At 72.2% G+C, this 19,375-nt stretch carries 14 protein-coding genes; 6 read left to right on the plus strand and 8 right to left on the minus strand.

The genetic code is table 11. The annotated features are described in order from the left end of the window. Nucleotide 1: 1 nt before the first annotated feature. The 5 genes from ACIQAC_RS30650 to ACIQAC_RS30670 are packed head-to-tail and all read left to right on the plus strand — an operon-like array spanning nt 2 to nt 8,077. The gene (locus ACIQAC_RS30650) at nt 2-4,693 is read left to right on the plus strand and encodes a beta-ketoacyl synthase N-terminal-like domain-containing protein (RefSeq protein WP_402196623.1); all 4,692 of its coding nucleotides are present in this window, start codon (nt 2-4) and stop codon (nt 4,691-4,693) included. Further along, complete coding sequence (locus tag ACIQAC_RS30655; protein WP_402196626.1) at nt 4,690-4,998, plus strand: acyl carrier protein; 309 nt, start codon at nt 4,690-4,692, stop codon at nt 4,996-4,998. The genes ACIQAC_RS30650 and ACIQAC_RS30655 overlap by 4 nt, the downstream gene beginning before the upstream one ends. Nucleotides 4,999-5,001: 3 nt before the next feature. Next, entirely contained in the window at nt 5,002-5,814 is an 813-nt protein-coding gene (locus ACIQAC_RS30660; RefSeq protein WP_402196628.1) for an alpha/beta fold hydrolase, read from the plus strand. After that, on the plus strand, nt 5,811-7,004 hold the full coding sequence (locus tag ACIQAC_RS30665; protein ID WP_402196631.1) for a glycosyltransferase: 1,194 nt from the start codon (nt 5,811-5,813) through the stop codon (nt 7,002-7,004). Before ACIQAC_RS30660 ends, ACIQAC_RS30665 begins: the two co-directional genes overlap by 4 nt. Next, on the plus strand, nt 7,001-8,077 hold the full coding sequence (locus tag ACIQAC_RS30670; protein ID WP_402196633.1) for a class I SAM-dependent methyltransferase: 1,077 nt from the start codon (nt 7,001-7,003) through the stop codon (nt 8,075-8,077). The genes ACIQAC_RS30665 and ACIQAC_RS30670 overlap by 4 nt, the downstream gene beginning before the upstream one ends. 22 nt (nt 8,078-8,099) lie before the next feature. Here the strand turns inward: ACIQAC_RS30670 and ACIQAC_RS30675 are convergent, their stop codons facing one another. Both ACIQAC_RS30675 and ACIQAC_RS30680 read right to left on the minus strand, forming a co-directional pair. After that, complete coding sequence (locus ACIQAC_RS30675) at nt 8,100-8,486, minus strand: fic family toxin-antitoxin system, toxin component (RefSeq protein WP_402196636.1); 387 nt, start codon at nt 8,484-8,486, stop codon at nt 8,100-8,102. Continuing rightward, on the minus strand, nt 8,483-8,773 hold the full coding sequence (locus tag ACIQAC_RS30680) for a hypothetical protein (protein WP_402196639.1): 291 nt from the start codon (nt 8,771-8,773) through the stop codon (nt 8,483-8,485). The genes ACIQAC_RS30675 and ACIQAC_RS30680 overlap by 4 nt, the downstream gene beginning before the upstream one ends. Before the next feature lie 235 nt (nt 8,774-9,008). Between ACIQAC_RS30680 and ACIQAC_RS30685 the strand changes: the two genes are divergently transcribed. Next, nucleotides 9,009-11,234: an MMPL family transporter gene (locus tag ACIQAC_RS30685; protein WP_402196641.1), complete on the plus strand. Its 2,226-nt coding sequence runs from the start codon at nt 9,009-9,011 to the stop codon at nt 11,232-11,234. Between the two features lie 19 nt (nt 11,235-11,253). Here the strand turns inward: ACIQAC_RS30685 and ACIQAC_RS30690 are convergent, their stop codons facing one another. The 6 genes from ACIQAC_RS30690 to ACIQAC_RS30715 all read right to left on the minus strand — a co-directional run bounded on the left by ACIQAC_RS30690 (nt 11,254) and on the right by ACIQAC_RS30715 (nt 19,340). After that, nucleotides 11,254-12,270, minus strand: a complete 1,017-nt coding sequence (locus ACIQAC_RS30690) for a hypothetical protein (RefSeq protein ID WP_402196643.1) — start codon at nt 12,268-12,270, stop codon at nt 11,254-11,256. A gap of 33 nt (nt 12,271-12,303) precedes the next feature. Further along, nucleotides 12,304-13,584, minus strand: a complete 1,281-nt coding sequence (locus tag ACIQAC_RS30695) for a transporter (RefSeq protein ID WP_402196646.1) — start codon at nt 13,582-13,584, stop codon at nt 12,304-12,306. Between the two features lie 3 nt (nt 13,585-13,587). Continuing rightward, nucleotides 13,588-14,208 (minus strand): hypothetical protein, encoded by a 621-nt coding sequence (locus ACIQAC_RS30700; protein WP_402196649.1) that lies wholly within the window; start codon nt 14,206-14,208, stop codon nt 13,588-13,590. Continuing rightward, a complete protein-coding gene (locus ACIQAC_RS30705; protein WP_402196650.1) occupies nt 14,205-16,334 on the minus strand; it encodes a hydantoinase/oxoprolinase family protein in 2,130 nt (709 codons plus the stop codon). The genes ACIQAC_RS30700 and ACIQAC_RS30705 overlap by 4 nt, the downstream gene beginning before the upstream one ends. A gap of 99 nt (nt 16,335-16,433) precedes the next feature. After that, nucleotides 16,434-18,032 carry an FAD-dependent oxidoreductase gene (locus tag ACIQAC_RS30710; protein WP_402196652.1) on the minus strand — a complete coding sequence of 533 codons (1,599 nt, stop codon included), beginning with the start codon at nt 18,030-18,032 and terminating at the stop codon, nt 16,434-16,436. A gap of 201 nt (nt 18,033-18,233) precedes the next feature. Next, entirely contained in the window at nt 18,234-19,340 is a 1,107-nt protein-coding gene (locus ACIQAC_RS30715; RefSeq protein ID WP_402196654.1) for a LacI family DNA-binding transcriptional regulator, read from the minus strand. Nucleotides 19,341-19,375 lie beyond the last annotated feature (35 nt).

Raw genomic sequence — 19,375 nt, forward strand, 5'->3', positions numbered from 1 at the left:
CATGACGACTCCCGCACAGCCCACGGCGATCGTCGGGATGGCGGTGCTGCTGCCGGGCGCCGCCGGCCTCGACGCCTACTGGCGCAACCTGACGGACGGCACGGACGCCATCACGGAGGTACCGCAAGGGCGTTGGGACACCGACGCCTACTACCGTGAGGGGGCCGCCGGCGGGCGGGCCGTCGCCGACGAGGTGTACTGCCGTCGCGGCGGGTTCGTGGACGGCCTCGCCGACGTCGACGTCACCCGGTTCGGGATCATGCCCACCTCGGTCGCCGGGACGGAGCCCGACCAGCTCATCGCCCTCCAGGTCGCCGCACAGGCGATCGCCGACGCGGGCGGCGCGGACCGGCTGCCCGACCGGCGGCGGATCGGCGTGGTGCTGGGCCGCGGCGGCTACCTCACCCCCGGCCTGGTCCGGCTCGACCAGCGGGTGCGCACGGCCGGCCAACTCGTCCGCACCCTCGGCGAGTTACTGCCCGACCTGGCACCGGAGCAACTCCGGCGGGTACGGGACGCGTTCGTCGAACGGCTCGGTCCCGACAGCCCCGAGAACGCCATCGGCCTGGTGCCCAACCTCGCGGCCTCCCGGGTCGCCAACCGACTCGACCTGCGCGGCCCCGCGTACACCGTCGACGCCGCCTGCGCCTCCTCCCTGGTCGCCGTGGACCAGGCGGTGGCCGAACTGGCCTCCGGCCGCTGCGACATGATGCTCGCCGGAGGAGTGCACCACTGCCACGACATCACCCTCTGGAGTGTCTTCTCCCAGCTGCGCGCGCTCTCCCCGAGCCAGCGCATCCGCCCCTTCCACCGTGGCGCCGACGGCATCCTCATCGGCGAGGGCACCGGCGTGGTCGCCCTCAAGCGGCTGGCGGACGCGGAACGCGACGATGACCGGATCTACGCCGTGATCCGGGGCACCGGAGTGGCGAGCGACGGCCGGGTCGCGAGCCTCGTCAACCCGGACCCGTCCGGCCAGACCCGTGCGGTACGCCAGGCCTGGCAGGCTGCCGGACTGGACCCCGCGGCGCCCGGTTCGCTCGGCCTCCTGGAGGCGCACGGCACCGGGACGCCCGCCGGCGACGGGGCCGAACTGGCCACCCTGGCCGACGTGTTCGGCACCCTAGGGCCCACGTCCGTGATCGGTTCCGTGAAGTCGATGATCGGTCACACCATGCCCGCCGCCGGAGTGGCGAGCCTGGTCAAGGCCGCCCTCGCCCTCCACCACCGCACACTGCTCCCGACCCTGCACTGCGACGACCCGCACCCCGCCCTCACGGCCACCCGGTTCCGCCCCCTGGAAAAGGCGGCACCCTGGGAGAGCACGGGCGTCCGACGGGCTGCGGTGAACGCCTTCGGGTTCGGCGGAATCAACGCGCATGTTGTCCTGGAGGAGGCACCGGGCGCCCGGGTCCCCGTCGACACACCCGGCGCCCGGATCCCCGCAGAGGCACCGCGTACCCATGTTCCGCAACCGGCCGCGCGCACCCGAGCCACCCCACCCTCCGCGCCGCCGGTCCTGGTGACCGAACCCGAACGGGTCCTCGCCCTCGCCGCCGACACCCCCGACCGCCTGGCCGCACTGCTGGACGCGGACGACTCGGCCGTACTGGCCGCGGGCCTGGACCCCACCCACACGCACCCGTCGGCGGGCCGCTCCCGGCTGGGCATCGTCGACCCCACCCCCAAACGGCTGGCCCTCGCCCGCCGTGCGATCGCCAAGGGCCGCGCCTGGCAGGGCCGCAACGACGTGTGGTTCACCCCGAGCACCCTGCTCGGCCCGGACACCGGAAAGCTGGTCTTCGTCTTCCCCGGCCTGGAAGGCGACTTCACCTCCCACGCCGACGACGTCGCCGCCCACTTCGGCCTCCCCCCGCTGCGGACCGAAGACGCCACCGGCTCCGTCGGTGACGTCGGACGGCACGGGGTCGCCGTCGTCGCCCTGGGCCGCCTCCTGGACGCCGCGCTGCGCCGCATGGGTGTGGTGCCGGACGCGGTCGCCGGGCACAGCGTCGGCGAGTGGACGGCGATGACGGCGGCCGGCATCTACGCAGGAGACGAGGTCAGCGCGTTCATGGCGCGGTTCGACCCCGACACGGTGACCGTCCCCGGCCTGGCCTTCGCCGCACTCGGCGCACCGGCGCGGCAGGTCCTGGACGCGCTCGACCGGGACTGGGCCGACGCCGGGATCGTGCTCTCCCACGACAACGCCCCGAATCAGTCCATGGTGTGCGGCCCGGACGCGGCCGTCGAGGAGTTCGTACGGTCCTTCCGCGCCCGGGGTGTGCTCAGTCAGGTGCTGCCGTTCCGGTCCGGCTTCCACACCCCGATGCTCAAGCCCTACCTGGGCCCCATCGAGAAGGCCTCGAACCTCTTCCGGCTCCACCCGCCGACGGTACCGATGTGGTCCGGAACCACCGCGTCGCCGTACCCGCGCGACGAGAGCGCGGTCCGCGAGCTGTTCGTCCGGCACCTGCTGGAGCCGGTCCGCTTCAGACAACTGGTCGACGCCCTGTACGAGGCCGGCCACCGCGTCTTCGTCCAGACCGGCACCGGGCATCTCGGTTCACTCGTCGACGACACGCTCGGCGACCGCGCGCATCTGACCGTCGCCGCCCACTCTCCCCACCGGACGGGCCTCGCTCAACTCCGGCGTGTGGCAACGGCCTTGTGGACGGCGGGCGCCGCTCTCGCCCCCGATCTGCCGCAGCGCCAGTCCACAGCGGATCGCGCACAGGGGAGGCGAGCACCGGTCCGTCTCGACCTGAGCGGGTCACTGGTGTCGCTGGACGAGCACACGCTCGCGGAACTCCGTACGGAACTGCACATCAACCGGGCTCCCACCGCCCACCGACTTGCGGGCTCCCTGGACCCCTTGGTCGCCCACTCGCCCGTCGCCGCCGAACTCTCCGCCCTCCTGCGCGAGACCGCGGACACCGCCGCAGCCCTCATCTCCGCGAACGGCCATGGGACAGGTCCCGGCCCCACCCACACAGCGATTGCGACCCGCCACCCTGCCGTGCCCGGGCAGCCACTCCCCGCCGTCCCCGCGCAGCCCCGGGCCAGTACGCCCACGTACCCCGACGCCACCCCACCCGCGCAGCCAGACCCCGCCGCGCCGCCCACGCCTCCCGCACCCGACCACCGCACAACCGTCCACGTCTCCACCGACTCCATGCCCTACCTCCTGGACCACTGCTTTTTCCCGCAGCGCCCCGGCTGGCCCAGTGTGGCGGACCGTTGGCCGGTCGTGCCGGCGACGACGATCGTGCAGCACATGATGGACGCGGCCGAGCAGGCGTCCGAGGGCCTGCGGGCGGTGGCCGTGCACCACGCGCGGTTCGACCAGTGGCTTACGGCCACACCACCCACCGACATACCAGTGACCGTCTCCCCGTCCGGCCCGGACCGCAGCGCGGTCACCTTCGGACCGGGCGCCCGCGGCACGGTCGAGCTCGCCCCCGGCTATCCCGCCGCACCCCCGTACCGCCCCCACTCGGCCCCGGAGCGCACCCCGGACCACACGGCCGAGCAGATCTACTGCGAACGCTGGATGTTCCACGGCCCCGCGTTCCAGGGCGTCACCGAACTCACCGGGATCGGCGAGCGCCATGTGCGCGGCACCATCACCACACCTCCCGCCCCCGGTGCTCTCCTCGACAACGTCGGCCAGCTCCTCGGTTACTGGATCATGGCAACCCGTACCGAGCGGACCGTGGTCTTCCCCGTGCAGATGCGCGAGATGCGCTTCTACGGGCCCCACCCAAGCCCCGGCACGAAGGTGCGGACCCTCGTGCGGATCACGTCGCTGACGGACACCGTCCTCGAAGCCGACGTACAGCTGACTGTCGGCGACCGGGTGTGGGCGGAGCTGACCGGCTGGCAGGACCGCCGCTTCGACAACGACCCCACCACCCGTCCCGTGGAGCGTTTCCCCGACCGCAACACACTCTCCGCGCCCCGCCCCGGCGGCTGGTCCCTGCTCCACGAGCGGTGGCCCGACCTCGCCTCGCGCGAGCTGATCATGCGCAACTCGCTGAGTGACGTGGAGCGTTCGCAGTACGCGCGGCTCGCTCCCCGTGGCCGGCGTCAGTGGCTGCTGGGTCGTATCGCCGCCAAGGACGCGGTACGGCAGTGGCTCTGGGACCACGGCGAGGGGCCGGTCTTCCCGGCCGAGATCCGGGTGCACAACGACGAGTCGGGCCTGCCGTACGTCACCGGCCTGTACGGCCGAGTCCTGCCGTCGCTGGACGTCTCGCTCGCGCATCGGGCCGAGTCCGCGGTCGCGATCGTACGGCCGCACACGCCGGGCCCCGGCCCCGGTATCGACATCGAGGAGGTCGTCGAGCGCGATCCGTCGACCCTCGTCACCGCCCTCGGCCCGGACGAACTCCGGCTCATGCGCGACCTGTCGGCCACGACCGGCGAATCCGGGGCGCTCTGGTTCACCCGTTTCTGGGCCGCCAAGGAGGCGGTCGCCAAGGCGGAGGGCACCGGATTCGGCGGACGTCCGCGCGACTTCCCGGTGCTCGAAGTGACCGGCGCCGGGCGGCTGTTGGTCGCCGGGCGCCTGGAACGCGCGTACACCGTGCACCACGCACCCGCCGCCAACCCGGCCTCCCTGCCGGAACGGACCTATGTCGTGGCCTGGACGACCGGCCCGACGCACGGAGAGGAGACCCACGACCGATGACTCCCAGCCCCCACAACGAGGAAGCGGTCCTCGCCGAGATCGCCGGACTGCTCCACCGGCTCCTCGAGGACGAGCACGGCGTCGACGACATCGAGATCGGCATGACGACCACCTTCAACCGCGACCTCGAACTGGAGAGCATCGACCTGGTCGCCCTCGCGGGCCTGCTCCAGGAGCGCTACGGCGAGCGGGTCAACTTCGCCGAGTTCCTGGCCGACATGGAGTTCGACGAGATCATCGAACTCACCGTGGGCCGGCTCGTCGAGTACGTCGTGCAGAGCCTGAAGGCGGCGGAGGCGGGCTGAGCCATGGCGATCGTCGACATCGGCCCCCTTCCCCTGCACGTCCAGCGCATCGGCCCCCGGGACGGCCGTCCGCCCACCGCCACGGCGGTGCTGGTGCACGGCCTGCTCACCGACAGCCTGGCCAGCTACTACTTCACGCTGGCACCGCGGTTCGCGGCGGCCGGTCTCGACGTCGTCATGTACGACCTGCGCGGCCACGGCCGCAGTGGCCGTCCGGAGAGCGGCTACACCCTCGACGACAACCTCGACGACCTCGAAGCCCTCCTCGGCCGGCTGGAGTTGACCGCCCCGGTCCACCTGGTCGGCAACTCCTTCGGCGGCACAGTGGCCTTCGGGTACGCGGAACGCCGCCCCGAACACGTGGCGAGTCTCTCCGTGATCGAGTCCATGCCCGCGACCGCCGCATGGGCGGCCACCATGGACGGGGTCCTGCGGCAGGTGGAGACAGAGCTGGCGAGCAACGAGGCCGCCGCACTGGACTGGATCACCACGAACCGCGGCTTCAACACCGCACGTCTCGCCAAGGGCGCGGCCCTCCTGGTGCGGGCCAGCACGATAGTCCGCGACATCCCGGCCGGGCGGATCCTGGGGGAGGACCGCATACGGTCCGTACGCTGCCCCACGCTCTTCCTCTACGGCGGCGACTCGGCGCTCGTCGAGCAGGCGCCCTGGCTGGAGTCCCTGCTGCCGGACTGCCGGACCGTGGTGGTGCCGGGCCATGAGCACTCCGTACTGGTCGAGGCGCCGGGACCGGTCGGCGACCACATCCTGGGCCTGATCCGGGACGTGAGCGGGGCGGAGGCGGCAGTGCGGTGAGGTTTCTCTTTGTGGTCCCGCCGCTGGTCGGGCACATCAACCCGACGGTCGGCGTGGCAGCCGCGCTGACCGCACGAGGGCACCACGTGGCCTGGGCCAGCGCCTATCCGGAACTCGCCCAGCGGCTCGCGGGCGAGCACGCCACCTTGTACCCGTGCGCCGGGCCCGACCTCACCGCGGGAATGCGGCCTCCGGAGCTCAGAGGGCCGCAGGCACTGAAGTTCCTGTGGGAGGAGTTCCTGGCGCCGCTCGCCGTGGCCATGGCCCCCGGAGTCCGCGCCGCCGTACGGGACTTCGGCCCCGATGTGGTCGTCGCCGACCAGCAGGCCGTCGCGGGCGGGCTGGTCGCCGGGCAACTGGGCCTGCCGTGGGCCACATCGGCGACCACCACGGCCGAGTTCACCTTCGCCGACGCCATGGCGGACATGCCGAAGATCGCGGCCTGGCTCGACGGACTGCTCACCCGGCTGCGGCACGACGTCGGGGACCCCTCGGGCACCGCCGATCCACGGTTCTCCCCACATCTGGCCCTCGTCTTCAGCACCCCGGAACTCGTCGGACCCGACGCCCGCACGGACGGGTCGATCCACTACGTGGGCCCCTCGGTCGTCGACCGCCCCGCCCCGCCCGGCTTCCCCTGGGAGTGGCTCGACCCCGGCCGCGCCACCGTCCTCGTCACGCTCGGCACCGCCAACTCCGACGTCGGCGCCCGCTTCCTCGGCGAGTGCCTGACCGCGCTGCGGGCCCGCGCCGACCGGGTCCAGGCGGTGATCGCGGACCCTGGCGGCATCCTCACGGCGGACAGCGACGACAAGGACGTACTGATCGTCCCCTCGGTCCCCCAACTCCCGCTCCTGGAACGGGTCGACGCGGTCGTCTGCCACGCCGGGCACAACACGGTCTGCGAGGCCCTGTGGCACGGTGTGCCCCTCGTCGTCGCACCGATCCGGGACGACCAGCCGGTCGTGGCCGGACAGGTGACCGGGGCCGGAGCGGGCGTCCGCGTCAGGTTCGGCCGGGTCACCGCCCCCAAGCTGGGCGCGGCGATCGACGCCGTACTCCACGAACCCGGCCACCGCGCCGCCGCCGCCCGCATCCGTACGGCCTTCCGCGCGGCCGGCGGCGCCGAGGCGGCGGCAACCCATCTGGAACGACTGGCCACCGGCGCCTTCTCGAAGGAGACCCCGTGAGTAACGACCCAGAACCCTCGCCGCCCACCCGCGCCGAGCAGGTGGCCGCCCTCCGCCCGGTCTACCAGGCCGATCTGGCCGACGGCGTGGACCGCTTCTTCGAAGCCCGGCGCACAACCTGCCCCTGGTGCGGTTCCGGGGATCCGAAGACCCGCCTGCGCACCACGGACCTGCTCCAGCACAAGCCCGGCCGCTTCGTCCTGGACCGCTGCCAGGAGTGCCGGCACACCTTCCAGAACCCCCGGCTGAGCGAGGCGGGCCTGGAGTTCTACTACCGCGACTTCTACGACGGCCTGGGCGAGAAGCATCTGAGCGCCACCTTCGCGGGCCGCACCAAAATGTACGTACGGCGCGCGGAATCCCTGCTTTCGTATGACCCGGCTCCGAAGAACTGGCTCGACGTCGGCACCGGGCACGGCCACTTCTGCGAGGCGGCCCGCGCGGTCCTGCCCGACACCGCCTTCGACGGCCTCGACTTCACCGACGGCGCCGAACTCGCCGAGCGCGCGGGGCGCGTCGAGCGCGGCTACCGCGGCAGCTTCCTCGACGTGGCCCAGGACCTCGCCGGTCACTACGACGTGGTCAGCATGTTCCACTACCTGGAGCACAGCACCCAGCCGGACCTCGAACTCCGGGCCGCGCACCGGGCCATCCGTCCCGGCGGCCACCTCCTCATCGAGGTCCCCAACCCCGACAGCCGCTACGCCCGAATCCTGGGCCGCTGGTGGATCCCGTGGCTCCAGCCCCAGCACCTGCATCTCATCCCGGTGGACAACCTCCGCCGCCGGCTGGCGGACCTCGGCTTCACGGTCGTCGCGGAACAGCACACGGAACCGCACGACCCCTTCGACCTCCTGGCCGCCGTCTGGCTGGCCCTGAACGCGGCCGTGCCCGAGGACGTCCCCTGGCACCCGCGCCCGCCGACGGCCCTACGCCGAATCCTGCGTGCCGCCCTGCTGATCGCCGGCATCCCGGCGTTCCTTCTCGCCACCGCCATGGACCGCCTCATCAGGCCGGTCTCCCATCGACTGGGACTGTCGAACGCCTACCGCCTCGTGGCGCGACGGGACTAGGGCCTGTCCGGCAGCGCGTTGGTCAGGTGACGGTCCAGTCGCGCAGTTGGCGGGCGATGCGGGCCACGCCGAGGGCACCGGAGGCGGCGTCGCGCACGAGCGCGACGGCGGCCTTCGGCGGGTACTCGAGCCTGTGCGCGTTCAGGGTCAGATAGGCCTCCGCCGCGTGCCAGGCGAAGGCCTCGCCCGAGTGCTCCAGACACGGGAGCTTCGCCAGGGTGTGCAGCAGAGCAGCCGCTTTGAGGTGTACGGACCCGTAGATGTCGTGCTCCATGGCGCGGGCGTTGACCCGCGCGACAGCCGCGTACAGCGGACCGAAGTCGTCGACCTGCGGATCACCGTCGAGCAGCTCGGCGGCGTGCAGCAGGAACGTGACGTCGAGCGGATGGACCGGCTCAGGCTCGGTCACGCCGCGTGCCCCTGCCGGCCGAGTTCGCGCTGCGCCTCACGCTCGGCAGCCCGCTGCTCGGGGGTGGGGTCCACGCTGCTGGGCTCGGCCGCGAAAGCCGCGCCGCTGTGCGCCACGGACGCCCTGAACCCTTCGAGGAACCGCCGCTCCACGGCGGTCGCGCGGTCGTAGGCGGCCGAGAGGATGTACTCCTGCATACTGACCCCCGCCTCCTTGGCGGCAGCCGCGATGGCCGCCCGCTGCGCGGGATCGGGGAAGCGGAGATTCATCGCTTTGGGATCCGACATGGCACCCACGGTACCAGCGGTACCACCCCTCGGGTCGCGGGGACGAAGGTTCCGCCCCGGGCCCCGGTCAGCCGTCCGCCGAGGTGGGATCGGCCGTCTGCCGCAGCTGCCCCGCGTCCCCCGATCAGCCCCCTTGCCTCGCCACTGGTCCGGTGGCACGGCGAGAGTGGTCGGACAGATCACGTTCCGTGCTGGTCGCCCGGCCAAGGCCGACCACCTCAGTTCGGGGGCACCCGTGTCCGTCTACCTGTTCCGCCTCGCCCGCTGGGCATTCCGGCGGCGACGCCTCGTCCTCGTCGTGTGGATCCTCGCCGCCGCCGCGGCGATCACCCTCGCCACCGTCGGCGGGGGCAAGACGGACAACACCTTCACCGTCCCGGGCACCGAGTCCCAGCGGGCCACCAACCTGCTGAAGAGCAAACTGCCGGCCCTGAGCGGCGGACAGACCCAGATCGTGTTCGCCACCCGCGGCACCACCAAGGTCACCGACCCGACGTACAAGGCCGGCATCGAGGCCTCCGTCGCGCGGCTCAAGAAGGTGCCGCAGGTCGGCCTGGTCTCCGACCCGTTCGTCTCGAAGGCCATCTCCAAGAGCGGCAAAGTCGCCCTCGGCTCCGTGCAGTTCACCGCCCAGCCGGCGGACGTCAGGACCTCGACCCTGGACGCGGTCGAGGCCGCCGTCGCACCCGCCACGGACGCCGGCGTGCAGGTCGAGTACTCCGGAAGCGTCTACCCGGGCTGGCAGCTGGAGATCTCCAAGGTGCCCGAGATGGTCGGCATCCTGATCGCCTTCATCATCCTGACCATCACGTTCGGCGCCTTCGTCGCCGCGGGACTGCCCATCCTGACCGCGGTCATCGGCATCGTCGTCACCCTGATGAGCGTCAGCGCCCTCGCGGCTGTCATGGACATCGCCTCGACGTCGACCACCGTGGCGTCCATGCTCGGCCTGTCCTGCGGTATCGACTACGGACTGTTCATCCTCGCCCGGCACCGCAACAACCTGCTCGTGGGCATGAGCATCGAGGACTCGGTCGCCCTCGCCGTGGGCACCGCGGGCAGCTCCGTCGTCTTCGCCGGCCTGACCGTCATCATCGCCCTGTGCGGACTGTCCGTCGTCGGCATCCCGTTCCTCACCGTCATGGGCCTCGCCGCCGCCGGAGCCGTCCTGGTCGCCCTGCTCGTGGCACTCACCCTGCTGCCCGCCATGCTGGGCTTCGCAGGCAACAAGGTGGCGCGCTTCATCAGCACTCCGCTGCGCCCGGGCCACCCCGAGGACGTCGCGCGGACCGCGGCCAACGAGCCGGAGCGCACCTTCGGGGCGGCCTGGGGACGGTTCGTCGTCCGTTTCAGGGTGGCGCTCCTGATCTGCGGGATCGCGTTCCTGCTGGTGGTGGCGGTACCCGCCACCAAGATGGAGCTGGGGCTGCCCACCGGCGCCTCCCAGCCGAAGGACAACACCGCGCGCAAGGCCTACGACCTGACCACGGACAACTTCGGGCCGGGCTTCAACGGCGCCCTCCTGGTGGTCGCCGACGGTGTACCCGACGCCGCCGCGACGGCGCCGATCGTCGCCGAGCTGCGCAAGGTCCCCGGCGTGGTGTCTGCGGAGCCGCTGGCCGCCGCCAACGACGTCGCCGTCGTCCGGGTCGTCCCCAGCACCGGCCCCAACGACAGTGAAACCACCGACCTGGTGAACCGGATCCGGGACAACAGGGCGACGATCGCGGGCGGTTCGGGTGCCGCGATCACGGTCGGCGGCACCACCGCGTCCAACATCGACGTGTCGAGCAAACTCTCCTCGGCGCTGCCGGTGTTCCTGGTCGTCGTGGTCGGCCTGGCGCTCATCCTGCTGACGATCGCGTTCCGGACCATCCTGATCCCGATCAAGTCCATCATCGGGTTCCTGCTGTCGGTGGCCGCCGCGTTCGGCGCCCAGGTCGCCGTGTTCCAGTGGGGCTGGGGCGAGGACCTGTTCGGGATCCCGCCGACCGCGACCATCAGCTTCCTGCCCATCATCATGCTCGCCATCATCTTCGGGCTGTCGAGCGACTACGAGGTGTTCGTCGTCTCCCGCATCAAGGAGGAGTTCACCAAGAGCGGCGAGGCGGTCCACGCGGTGGAACACGGGACCGGCCTCGCGGCCCGTGTGGTGACAGCGGCCGCGCTCATCATGTTCAGCATCTTCGTGGCCTTTATGTTCACCGACGATCCCACCGTCAAGGCGATCGGCTTCAGCTTCGCCGTCGGTGTCATCCTGGACGCCTTCGTCGTCCGGCTCACCCTCGTGCCCGCCTTCATGGCGATCATCCGGGCGAAGATCTGGTACCACCCGAAGTGGTTCGGCAAGTACGTCCCCGACCTCGACATCGAAGGCCACCGCCTCCAGGGCGAGTTCGGCCCCAAGATGTCCACCGCGGCTCCGAAACCCGCGGGCGAGGCCACACCCGGCAACGTCTGACCCCGCGGCGGCCCGTTCCTCAGCCGCGTGCCACCGCGATCACCCCGGACAGGCGCTCACCCGCCTCGTAGATCATGTACGGCACACCGCCGTCGGTGCCGAAGGAGGGTGCGGCGGCCCGGCCCGTCTCCGGCGCGGCACTGCGCGAGTTGTAGAACACCCCGAGGTGGTTGCGCAGGGAGAAGTCGTTGCCCACCTCGGTGATCATGATGTCGCCGCCGCTCTCCTTGTCCTTGTTGTAGACGACGTACGTGCTGTTGTTGCGGTGGAGCAGGTGCGGTCCGCCCACGTTGACCGCGCCGACGTCGGTGTGCCGGACCAGCGGCTGCTGACTGAACGTCCAGGTGCGGCCGTCGGCGGACCAGCCCCAGCCGATGTCACGGTGGTTGGTGGTGTTGTTCATCATGAACACCATGACGTAGCGGGCACCGCGCGAGGGCAGGTCGTGCCGGAAGACGCGGGCGTAGGACGCCTCCGTGGTGCCGGCCGGCAGCATCGCCGTGGTGAGTACCGTCCGGTCGTACGTGAAGTGGATGCCGTCGGCAGACCGGGCCAGCCGCGTGGTGATGTTCTCGCCGTGGAAGTACAGCCACAGCTCCCGTACGTCGGCGTTCCACAGGACGTGCGGCGAGGCGACGTGACTCACCGAGTAGTGCGGCGACCAGGTGCGGGAGACGATCGGGTTGGCCGCGTACTCGGTGAACGGGCCCTCCAGGGAGTCGCCGTAGGCCAGGCAGATCCCGCCGGGCGCGTCGTGCGGACCGTAGTAGAGGTAGTAACGGCCCAGCGGCGAACTCAGCTTGTCGTACACCCCGCGGATCGTCGGGAAGATGATCTCACCCGTGGGGTTGTAGGCGAGCCGGGACGGCGTCAACAGGGTGCGGACATAGGCGTAGTTGGGGAAGCCGCCGGGTGCGGTGGCCGCGGCGACGGCGGGGGACGTGCCGATGGTGGGGGACGTGCCGAGGGCGAGGGCGGCGCCGGTGGCGGCGGTGCCCCTCAGGAAGAGACGGCGGTCGAGACGCTTTCCGGGCATGGTCGACTCCTGTCAGGTGGTGGTGGGGCGGTGTCAGAGGTAGAGGGCCGCGGTGACACTCAGGCCGCCGCACGCGACGATCCACACGTACGGCAGGGTGCGCAGCATGACCTGCTGCGGACTGACCCCCGCGTACTGCGCGGCCCACACGGTCTGCGTGCTGGTCGGGTCGGCGACACCGAAGACCTGGTTGTACGAGGTCGCCATACCGAGGACGGCGGCGGCCGGGTAGACACCGGCGGCGATCAGGACACCCGCGATGCCCGCGCCGAGCCCGAACACGTTGAGCGGGCCCCGGTACAGGCACAGCGGGACGAGCAGCGTGAACACCAGCACGAACAGCACCGGGTGGTGCGGGCTGACGGCCTCGACCAGCGGCTCGAGCGCCTCCACGGCACCGGGCAGCCTGACGGCGGCCAGCAGGACGCCGATCGCGACGAACAGGACGAGCGGCGGGGCGGCCACCTCGAACCCGCCGTACAGCGTGCGCAGGAGACGCTTGTTCATGGCGCCCGGCCGGGTGGTGGTGACCAGCGCGTACAGCACACCGGCCAGCAGGGACGGGATGATCGCGACCTCGAACCCGAGAGCCAGCACCAGGGGCACCACGGGAGCCAGGAGGGCGTACCAGGGCGCGTCACCCAGCCGCTCCCGGCGCGAAGTCGGCCTGCTGGCCACGGACTTGAGGGACCAGGCGTGCTCGGTGCCACGCCGCCGGTTCTCGATCACCACATAGGCCACGGCGGCGACCAGCGCGAACGGGAACAGCTTGACCATAAAGGCGCGGACCGTCGAGACGGGCAGGTCCAGCGCGGTGGAGAAGAACTGCCAGACGGGCAGCTCGAAGGGGACACCCACGGCGATTCCCATGAGGACGGTCCCCGCGGCGGTCACCTTCGGCACACCGACGGCGACCATCGCCGGGATGCCGACGATGCCGGCCAGCATCGCCGCGGGCGCCGAACCCGTCACCGTACCGACGAGCGCGGAGACGGCCAGCACACCGAGCGCGACGACGGTGGGGCGGTCCCCGCCGAACTCCACGATCTTCCGGACCAGGGTGCCCGCGATACCGGTCTCGTCGAGCAGCCTGCCGAGCCACGAACCGAGGATGATGGCGACCATGGTGGCGGCGAGCGCCGGCGCGCCCTCCTGCACCACCGTGTCCAGGACACTGTCCTTGCCGGTCAGCGGGGCACCCGCCAGGAAGGCGATGGCCACGGCCAGCAGCACGAGAGCGAACGCGGTGGGAAGCCTGCGGGTCAGCATCGCGGCGACGCCGGCCGCCATGACGACGAGGATGACAACACCCATGAGTCAGTCACCTCTTCTCGTGTCGACAGCACGGGGTGGGACGCCACCGGACCGGGCCTCGGCCTCGGCGGCCAGCGCGGCGGTCAGCAGCAGGGGGCTGCGGCCCAGTCCGCAGACGGTGCGGGCGTACGCGTGGGCGGCCACCTCGTGCGCGCCGGCCACATGGCCGGTCACCCGCAGCCGGCCGACGCGCAGCGCCGTGTGGCCGAGCGCCCGGCGCAGGGCGGCCCGCGCCGGGCCGTGGTGGAGGTGGGCGTGCACCGCCTCGTGCGCCAGGGCGGCGGCCCGCAGCGAACCCGGCGGGTACCAGGCGTGCCAGCCGTGGGCCGCGACGACCTCCTCGGCGAGCGCGAGCGTGTCGGTGTACAGCTCGACGGTGGGCGGCCGGGAGGTGTAGCGGGCCAGCAGCCCGAACTCCAGCCCGTCGGCGCGTTCCACGACCCGCGCCGAGTGCGTCACCGGCGGCAGACGGGAGCCGAACTCGTCCGCCGTGCGCGCCCATTGGCGCAGCAGCTCCGGGTCGCGGCCCTCATGGGTGGGCGTGGCGGCCAGCAGGCGTACGGCCCATTCGATGTCGTCGGTCGCGGCCAGTGCGGCGGCGACCGGTGCGGTGCGGACGGTCATGTCCGTACCTCCAGGATGGCGACGACCGGCTCGTCGGCGGCCCGGGAGCGCAGTTCACCACGCGCGAGCGCGAGCAGTGGCTCCGGATCGAGGATTCCGGACAGGTCGGCGATCCGGGAGCTGAGCAGCAGCCGTACGGCCGGGGCGCGGACACCTCCGTCGCCGTAGGAGGTGTTCTCGGCGACCAGCCGGGCCAGCACCTCGGGAGCGCCGCCCACGGTGGTCGCCTCGACGTGGGCGTCGGGGGAGTGGTGGCGTACGACGCCGTCGGCGTCCACGACCCGCACCGGGTGGCGGGCCGGGCGGAACCGGCGCCGGGTGCTGGTGCCGTAGACCGTGTGCGCGGGTGTGCCCGCGAGGACGCGGACCTCGGACGGGGCGGTCCGGAGACTGGCCGCCGCGAGCCGCAGGCGTTCACCGTCGTCGGCCCGGTGGGCCCGGTCCTGGGTGCGCAGTTCCGTGGCGCCGGTGGCGACCGCGCGGACGGTGTGCGTCTGCGGGTCGACCGTGACCTCGACCTCGACGCCGTCCGCAGCCGCGCCCTGCGCGACGACGGCACGTTCGGCCTCGGCGCGCACGGCGAGGATCTGCTCCTGAGTGGCACCCGGCACGATCCGCTCCACCTGCTCCCGTACGAGGGCCAGGGCGACGCCGATCGGGCTGATGACCTCGCTGTTGCGGGCGATACGTCCGCTGATGCCGGTACGGGCGGCGAGGTGCGGCGTGACGGCGGCCGCACCGCCCCCGCCGCCGACGAGGACGGCGGAGTCGGTGTCGAGGCGGTACTCGCGGACCAGGGTGTCCACCACCGACCTGACCTGGTTCACGCCGGCGTCCAGCAGCCGGACGGCGGCGGTCGGCACGTCGGTACCCAGGACGGCCGCGAGCGGCGCGAGTGCGGCACGGGCGGTGTCCGGGTCGGCGTGGGCGAAGTCGCCTTCGGGGACCCGGCCCAGCGCGTTGGCGGCGCAGGTCATCGTGAGCGCGAACCGGCCCCCGGCGGCGTCCAGGACGACGTAGTCCGCCGGGTCGCCCGGCAATGGGCTGACCGTCGTCAGCCGGGCATCGCGCAGGTCGTCCGGGTCCGCGTAACAGGCGTACGGCACACCCGCGATGTGGGCACTGCGCGGGCCCACGGCGGTGACCCGGCGGCCCGTGACGCGCACCATGGAGCCACCACCGACGCCGACCGTGCGCACGTCGAGGGCGTTGAGGTACGACGACTTGCCGAGGATGGTGGCGTGCCGCACGGCGACCTTGCCGCGCCTGACGACGCTGATGTCGGTCGAGGTGCCGCCGGTCTCCAGGAACACCCCCTCGCTGACCCGCTCCTGCATCAGCGCGCCCGCGACACCGGCGGCCGGACCGGACAGCACCGTCAGCAGCGGCCTGCGGCGCATCTCGTCCAGCGACATCACGCCTCCGTCGCACCGCATCACCATCAGGGGCGCGGTGACACCGGCCTTGGTGATGGACGAGTCGACGAGATCGGCCGTGGCCAGCATGCGCGGCAGGATCGCCGCGTTGACGACCGCGGTGCGGGTGCGCTTGCGCAGTCCGTAGAGCGAGGTGATCTCGTGCGCGGCGGTGACCGGCAGACCGGTGGCGCGCGCCGCCTCGGCCACCGCGCGCTCGCCCTCCGGCCGGTCGACACTGAACGGCTCACTGGCCACGAGCGCCTGGGCACCGGCCGCCTTCAGCTCCGCGACGGCGGCTGCCACGGCGGCGGGGTCCTGCGGGTCGGGGATGTGCGCGTAGTGCAGCGGCAGCCCTTTGCCGGGGGTGAGTTCGAGCCCCGCGAGGGAGGCGAGACGGCGGGTGAGCACCGCTCCCGGGCCGGCGCCGATGCCGAGCAGGCCCACGGTGGCCACGTCACCCTCCAGCAGGGCGTTGGTCGCCTGGGTCGTGCCGTGTGCGAGGAACGTGACGTCGTCGGGCGCGTGTCCGGTCTGTTCCAGCAGCCGGCCGAGCGCCTCCACGATGCCGTGCGCGACACCGTCCTCGTGGTGGTGGCTGGTGGGCACCTTCACCTGGCCGACGAGGCGCAGCGTCGTGGCGTCGACGGCCACGGCGTCGGTGAAGGTCCCGCCCACGTCGATGCCGACGCGGATGCGGTGGGTGGTCATGTCCGAGCACCTCCTTGTGCTGGATCGGTCCGCGCACGGCGGGCATCGGGCGCGGCGGTTGCCCTCCCTCGCCCGAACTGCCGCCTCCGGCACGGTCGTTCAGTAGCCCCGGATGTCGGGCCAGTGGCGCTGTACGCCGGCGCGGTCGAGGACCGCGGCGAACTCCTCGAACCGCTTGTCCTCGGCCTGCACCTCGTGCGGCCCGACGTCCTCGGCGAGACAGTGGGCGGCCAGGGCGCCGGCGACCTCGCCGACGTTCCACTCCACCGGGTGCAGGCGGTAGCAGCCGTTGGTGATGTGTGTGGTGCCGATGTTCTTGCCGGCGGGCAGCAGGTTCCGCACCCGGCGAGGCACCAGCGCCCCGAGCGGGATCTCGAACGGGACTGAACCGATGTCGATGTACGTGTCGCCCCCCGTGGAGGGGTGCAGGTCGATCCGGTAGCCACCGACGCCGACCGAGTCGCGATACCGGGTGCCGCCGCGGGGCCCGACGAGATCGATCGCGACATCGTGCTCGGTGACGGTGGTGACCGCCTTGATACGGCGGGACTCCCGGACGTACGCCGCCTTGGCGAGTCCGTCCGTGGTTCCGGTGACGTCGGGGCGCAGCCGCAGGCCGGGGAAGCCGGTGCCACCGTCGGTGCGGGGCGCCTCCGTCTGCAACCAATGGAGCAGCGACAGCGACAACTGCCGTGCCTCGCGCAGGGCCTCGGCCTCCTGCCCGATGTAGGGCTTGAGCCAGTAGTCGTTCAGCGGCCAGTTGACGAGCGTGATGTCGGAGTCGAAGGCCCCTTCGGTGTGCAGCCCGCGGGCGAGGATACGGCGGAAGCCCCACAGCTCCTTGTCCCCGGCGTCCGCGCTCTGGTCGGCGCGCACGGCGAGAGGGTCGATGTCGGGGTTGGGTTCGAGGGTGCGGGGGACGGGTTCGAGGGTGCGTGGGTCGGGAGCCTCGAAGCCAAGGAGGGGTCCGGGCCAGAAGTCGGGCCGGTAGGAGCGCCAGAACTCGTAGTCGGCGGGCCGGTCGATCGTGTGGTCCTGGCCGGCGTGGTGGGACAGCGCGAAGGTGACGGTGATGCCCTGCTGGTTGTCCGGCTGGGCACGGTCGGGGGCGTGGGGTTCGTCGAACTCGGCGCGGGACTCGGCGCCGGTGACGTACTCGACTCCCGCCAGATGCAGCAGCTCGCCGGTCTCGGTGCCGTCCAGGACGTAGCGGGCGGTCAGCGTGCGATGGGTGCCCTCGCGCAGGTCCTCGACGGTGACGGCACGGACGACATCGTTATCGATCTCGGCCGCGACAGGCCGGTGTTCGGTGAGGACCGTGAGCAGTCCGGCCGCCCGGTGCGGGGCGAGCATGCCCTCCAGGACGGCGAGGGCGACACGCGGCTCGTGACACAGCTTGCTCACACGGCCGGCCCCCGGGTTGAGGTGCGGCAGCGCTCGCGCCTCGGCCCGCAGGGGGTACCACCGACGGTAGTAGCCGCGGATGTGCTCGCGCAGCTGCCGGTAGGAGGCGCTGGTGCCGAACTGCTCGACCCACGGATGCTCGTCGGGCGGTACGGCCTGGCTGGTGAGCTGGCCGCCGATCCAGTCCGTCTCCTCGGTCAGGACAACACTGCGGCCGGCCCGGCAGGCGGCGAGCGCGGCGGCCACCCCGCCGAGGCCACCGCCGACGACGAGGATGTCGGCTTCCGGTATCACTCTGCTCCTCAGGTGGTTCGGTTGCGTCCAGGGATTGGAGTCCAGGGCTTGCGGTCCTACGGTTGCTTCCTGGGATTGCGGTCCTGCGGTTGCTTCCAGGACTCGCGGTCCTATGGTTGCTTCCTGGGATTGCGGTCCTGCGGTCGATGGAGTGACGGGGCGGACTACGGTGCTCGGGCCGACGGGGTCGTACGGCCTGTGTCAGGTCGCGGGTGGCGGTCCCGCGGTCGCGCCCGCCCGGAACGTGCATCCGACGAGGGTGGCCTGCGCGGACTCACCCGCGATGAGAGCGGAGAGCAGCCGTACGGCTTCGGCGCCCAGCGTGGGTCGTGGGATGTCGAAGCCGAGGGGCGCCGGTTCGTCCGCCAGGTCGGCCGGGGGGCTGCCGAGCAGGGCCAGCGACACCTGGTCCGGACAGCTCAGCCCGGCCTTGTCGACGGCCGCGCGCAGTGCCCGCCAGGCGGCGCCGGTGTCGGTCTCCTCGGCGACGAACGCGGTCACCCCGTCGGCGAGCCACGCGCCGATCCGCTCGGCGGTGACGTTGTGCTCCGGGTCGGCCGACCGGCACACGGCATCGGCTCCGCCGGGCAGTCCGGCCGCCCGCAGCCCCTCCAGGAAGCCGCGTTCGCGGTCCGTGGACGCGGGTGCGTCGTCGTCCTCGCGCACCAGCATGATCCGCCGGTGGCCCATGCCGGCCAGCGCGGCGACGACGTCCCGGCCGGCGCTGACGTAGTCGGCACCCACCCAGACGAGGCCGTCCGGATCCTCGCGCCGGCCGAGATGGACGACCGGGAATCCGTCCGTCACCAGTCGGCGCAGCTCGTCCGCCGGGGCATGGCGACCCAGGAACAGGCAGCCGTCCGCGAGCCGGACGCGGTTCAGCGCGCCCGCCTCCGCCGCGCCCGCGCCGCCGCTGCTGGAGCCGGTGAACAGCACCAGGTCGTAGCCCTGCCGGGCGGCTTCCTGCTCGACGCCGACGAGGAACGGATAGTACGAGTGCCGGACGTCCGTCGGGAACGTCGAGGTGAAGCTGAAGACGCCGAGCAGCTTGTTGGACGCGGCGGCCAGCCGGCGGGCGGCGGGATCGGGGACGTAGCCGAGGCTCCGGGACGCGTCCAGGACCTTGCGGCGGGTCTCCTCCGAGATCGGCCTCCCGGTCGCCGTGTCCCTTCCCGACAGCACCAGGGACACCGTCGCCTGGGAGACGCCCGCGAGTTGGGCCACCTCCGCCTGCCTCGGCCGTGACCGGCGGCCGGCCGGCGCGGGTGCCCGCCCCGGCTTGGCCCGCCCAACGGCTTCGTCGCCCACGTGCGCTCCTCCCGAGCCTGTTAATGCGTATTAGG

This window comes from Streptomyces sp. NPDC088387 (assembly GCF_044753385.1).
GTDB lineage: Bacteria > Actinomycetota > Actinomycetes > Streptomycetales > Streptomycetaceae > Streptomyces.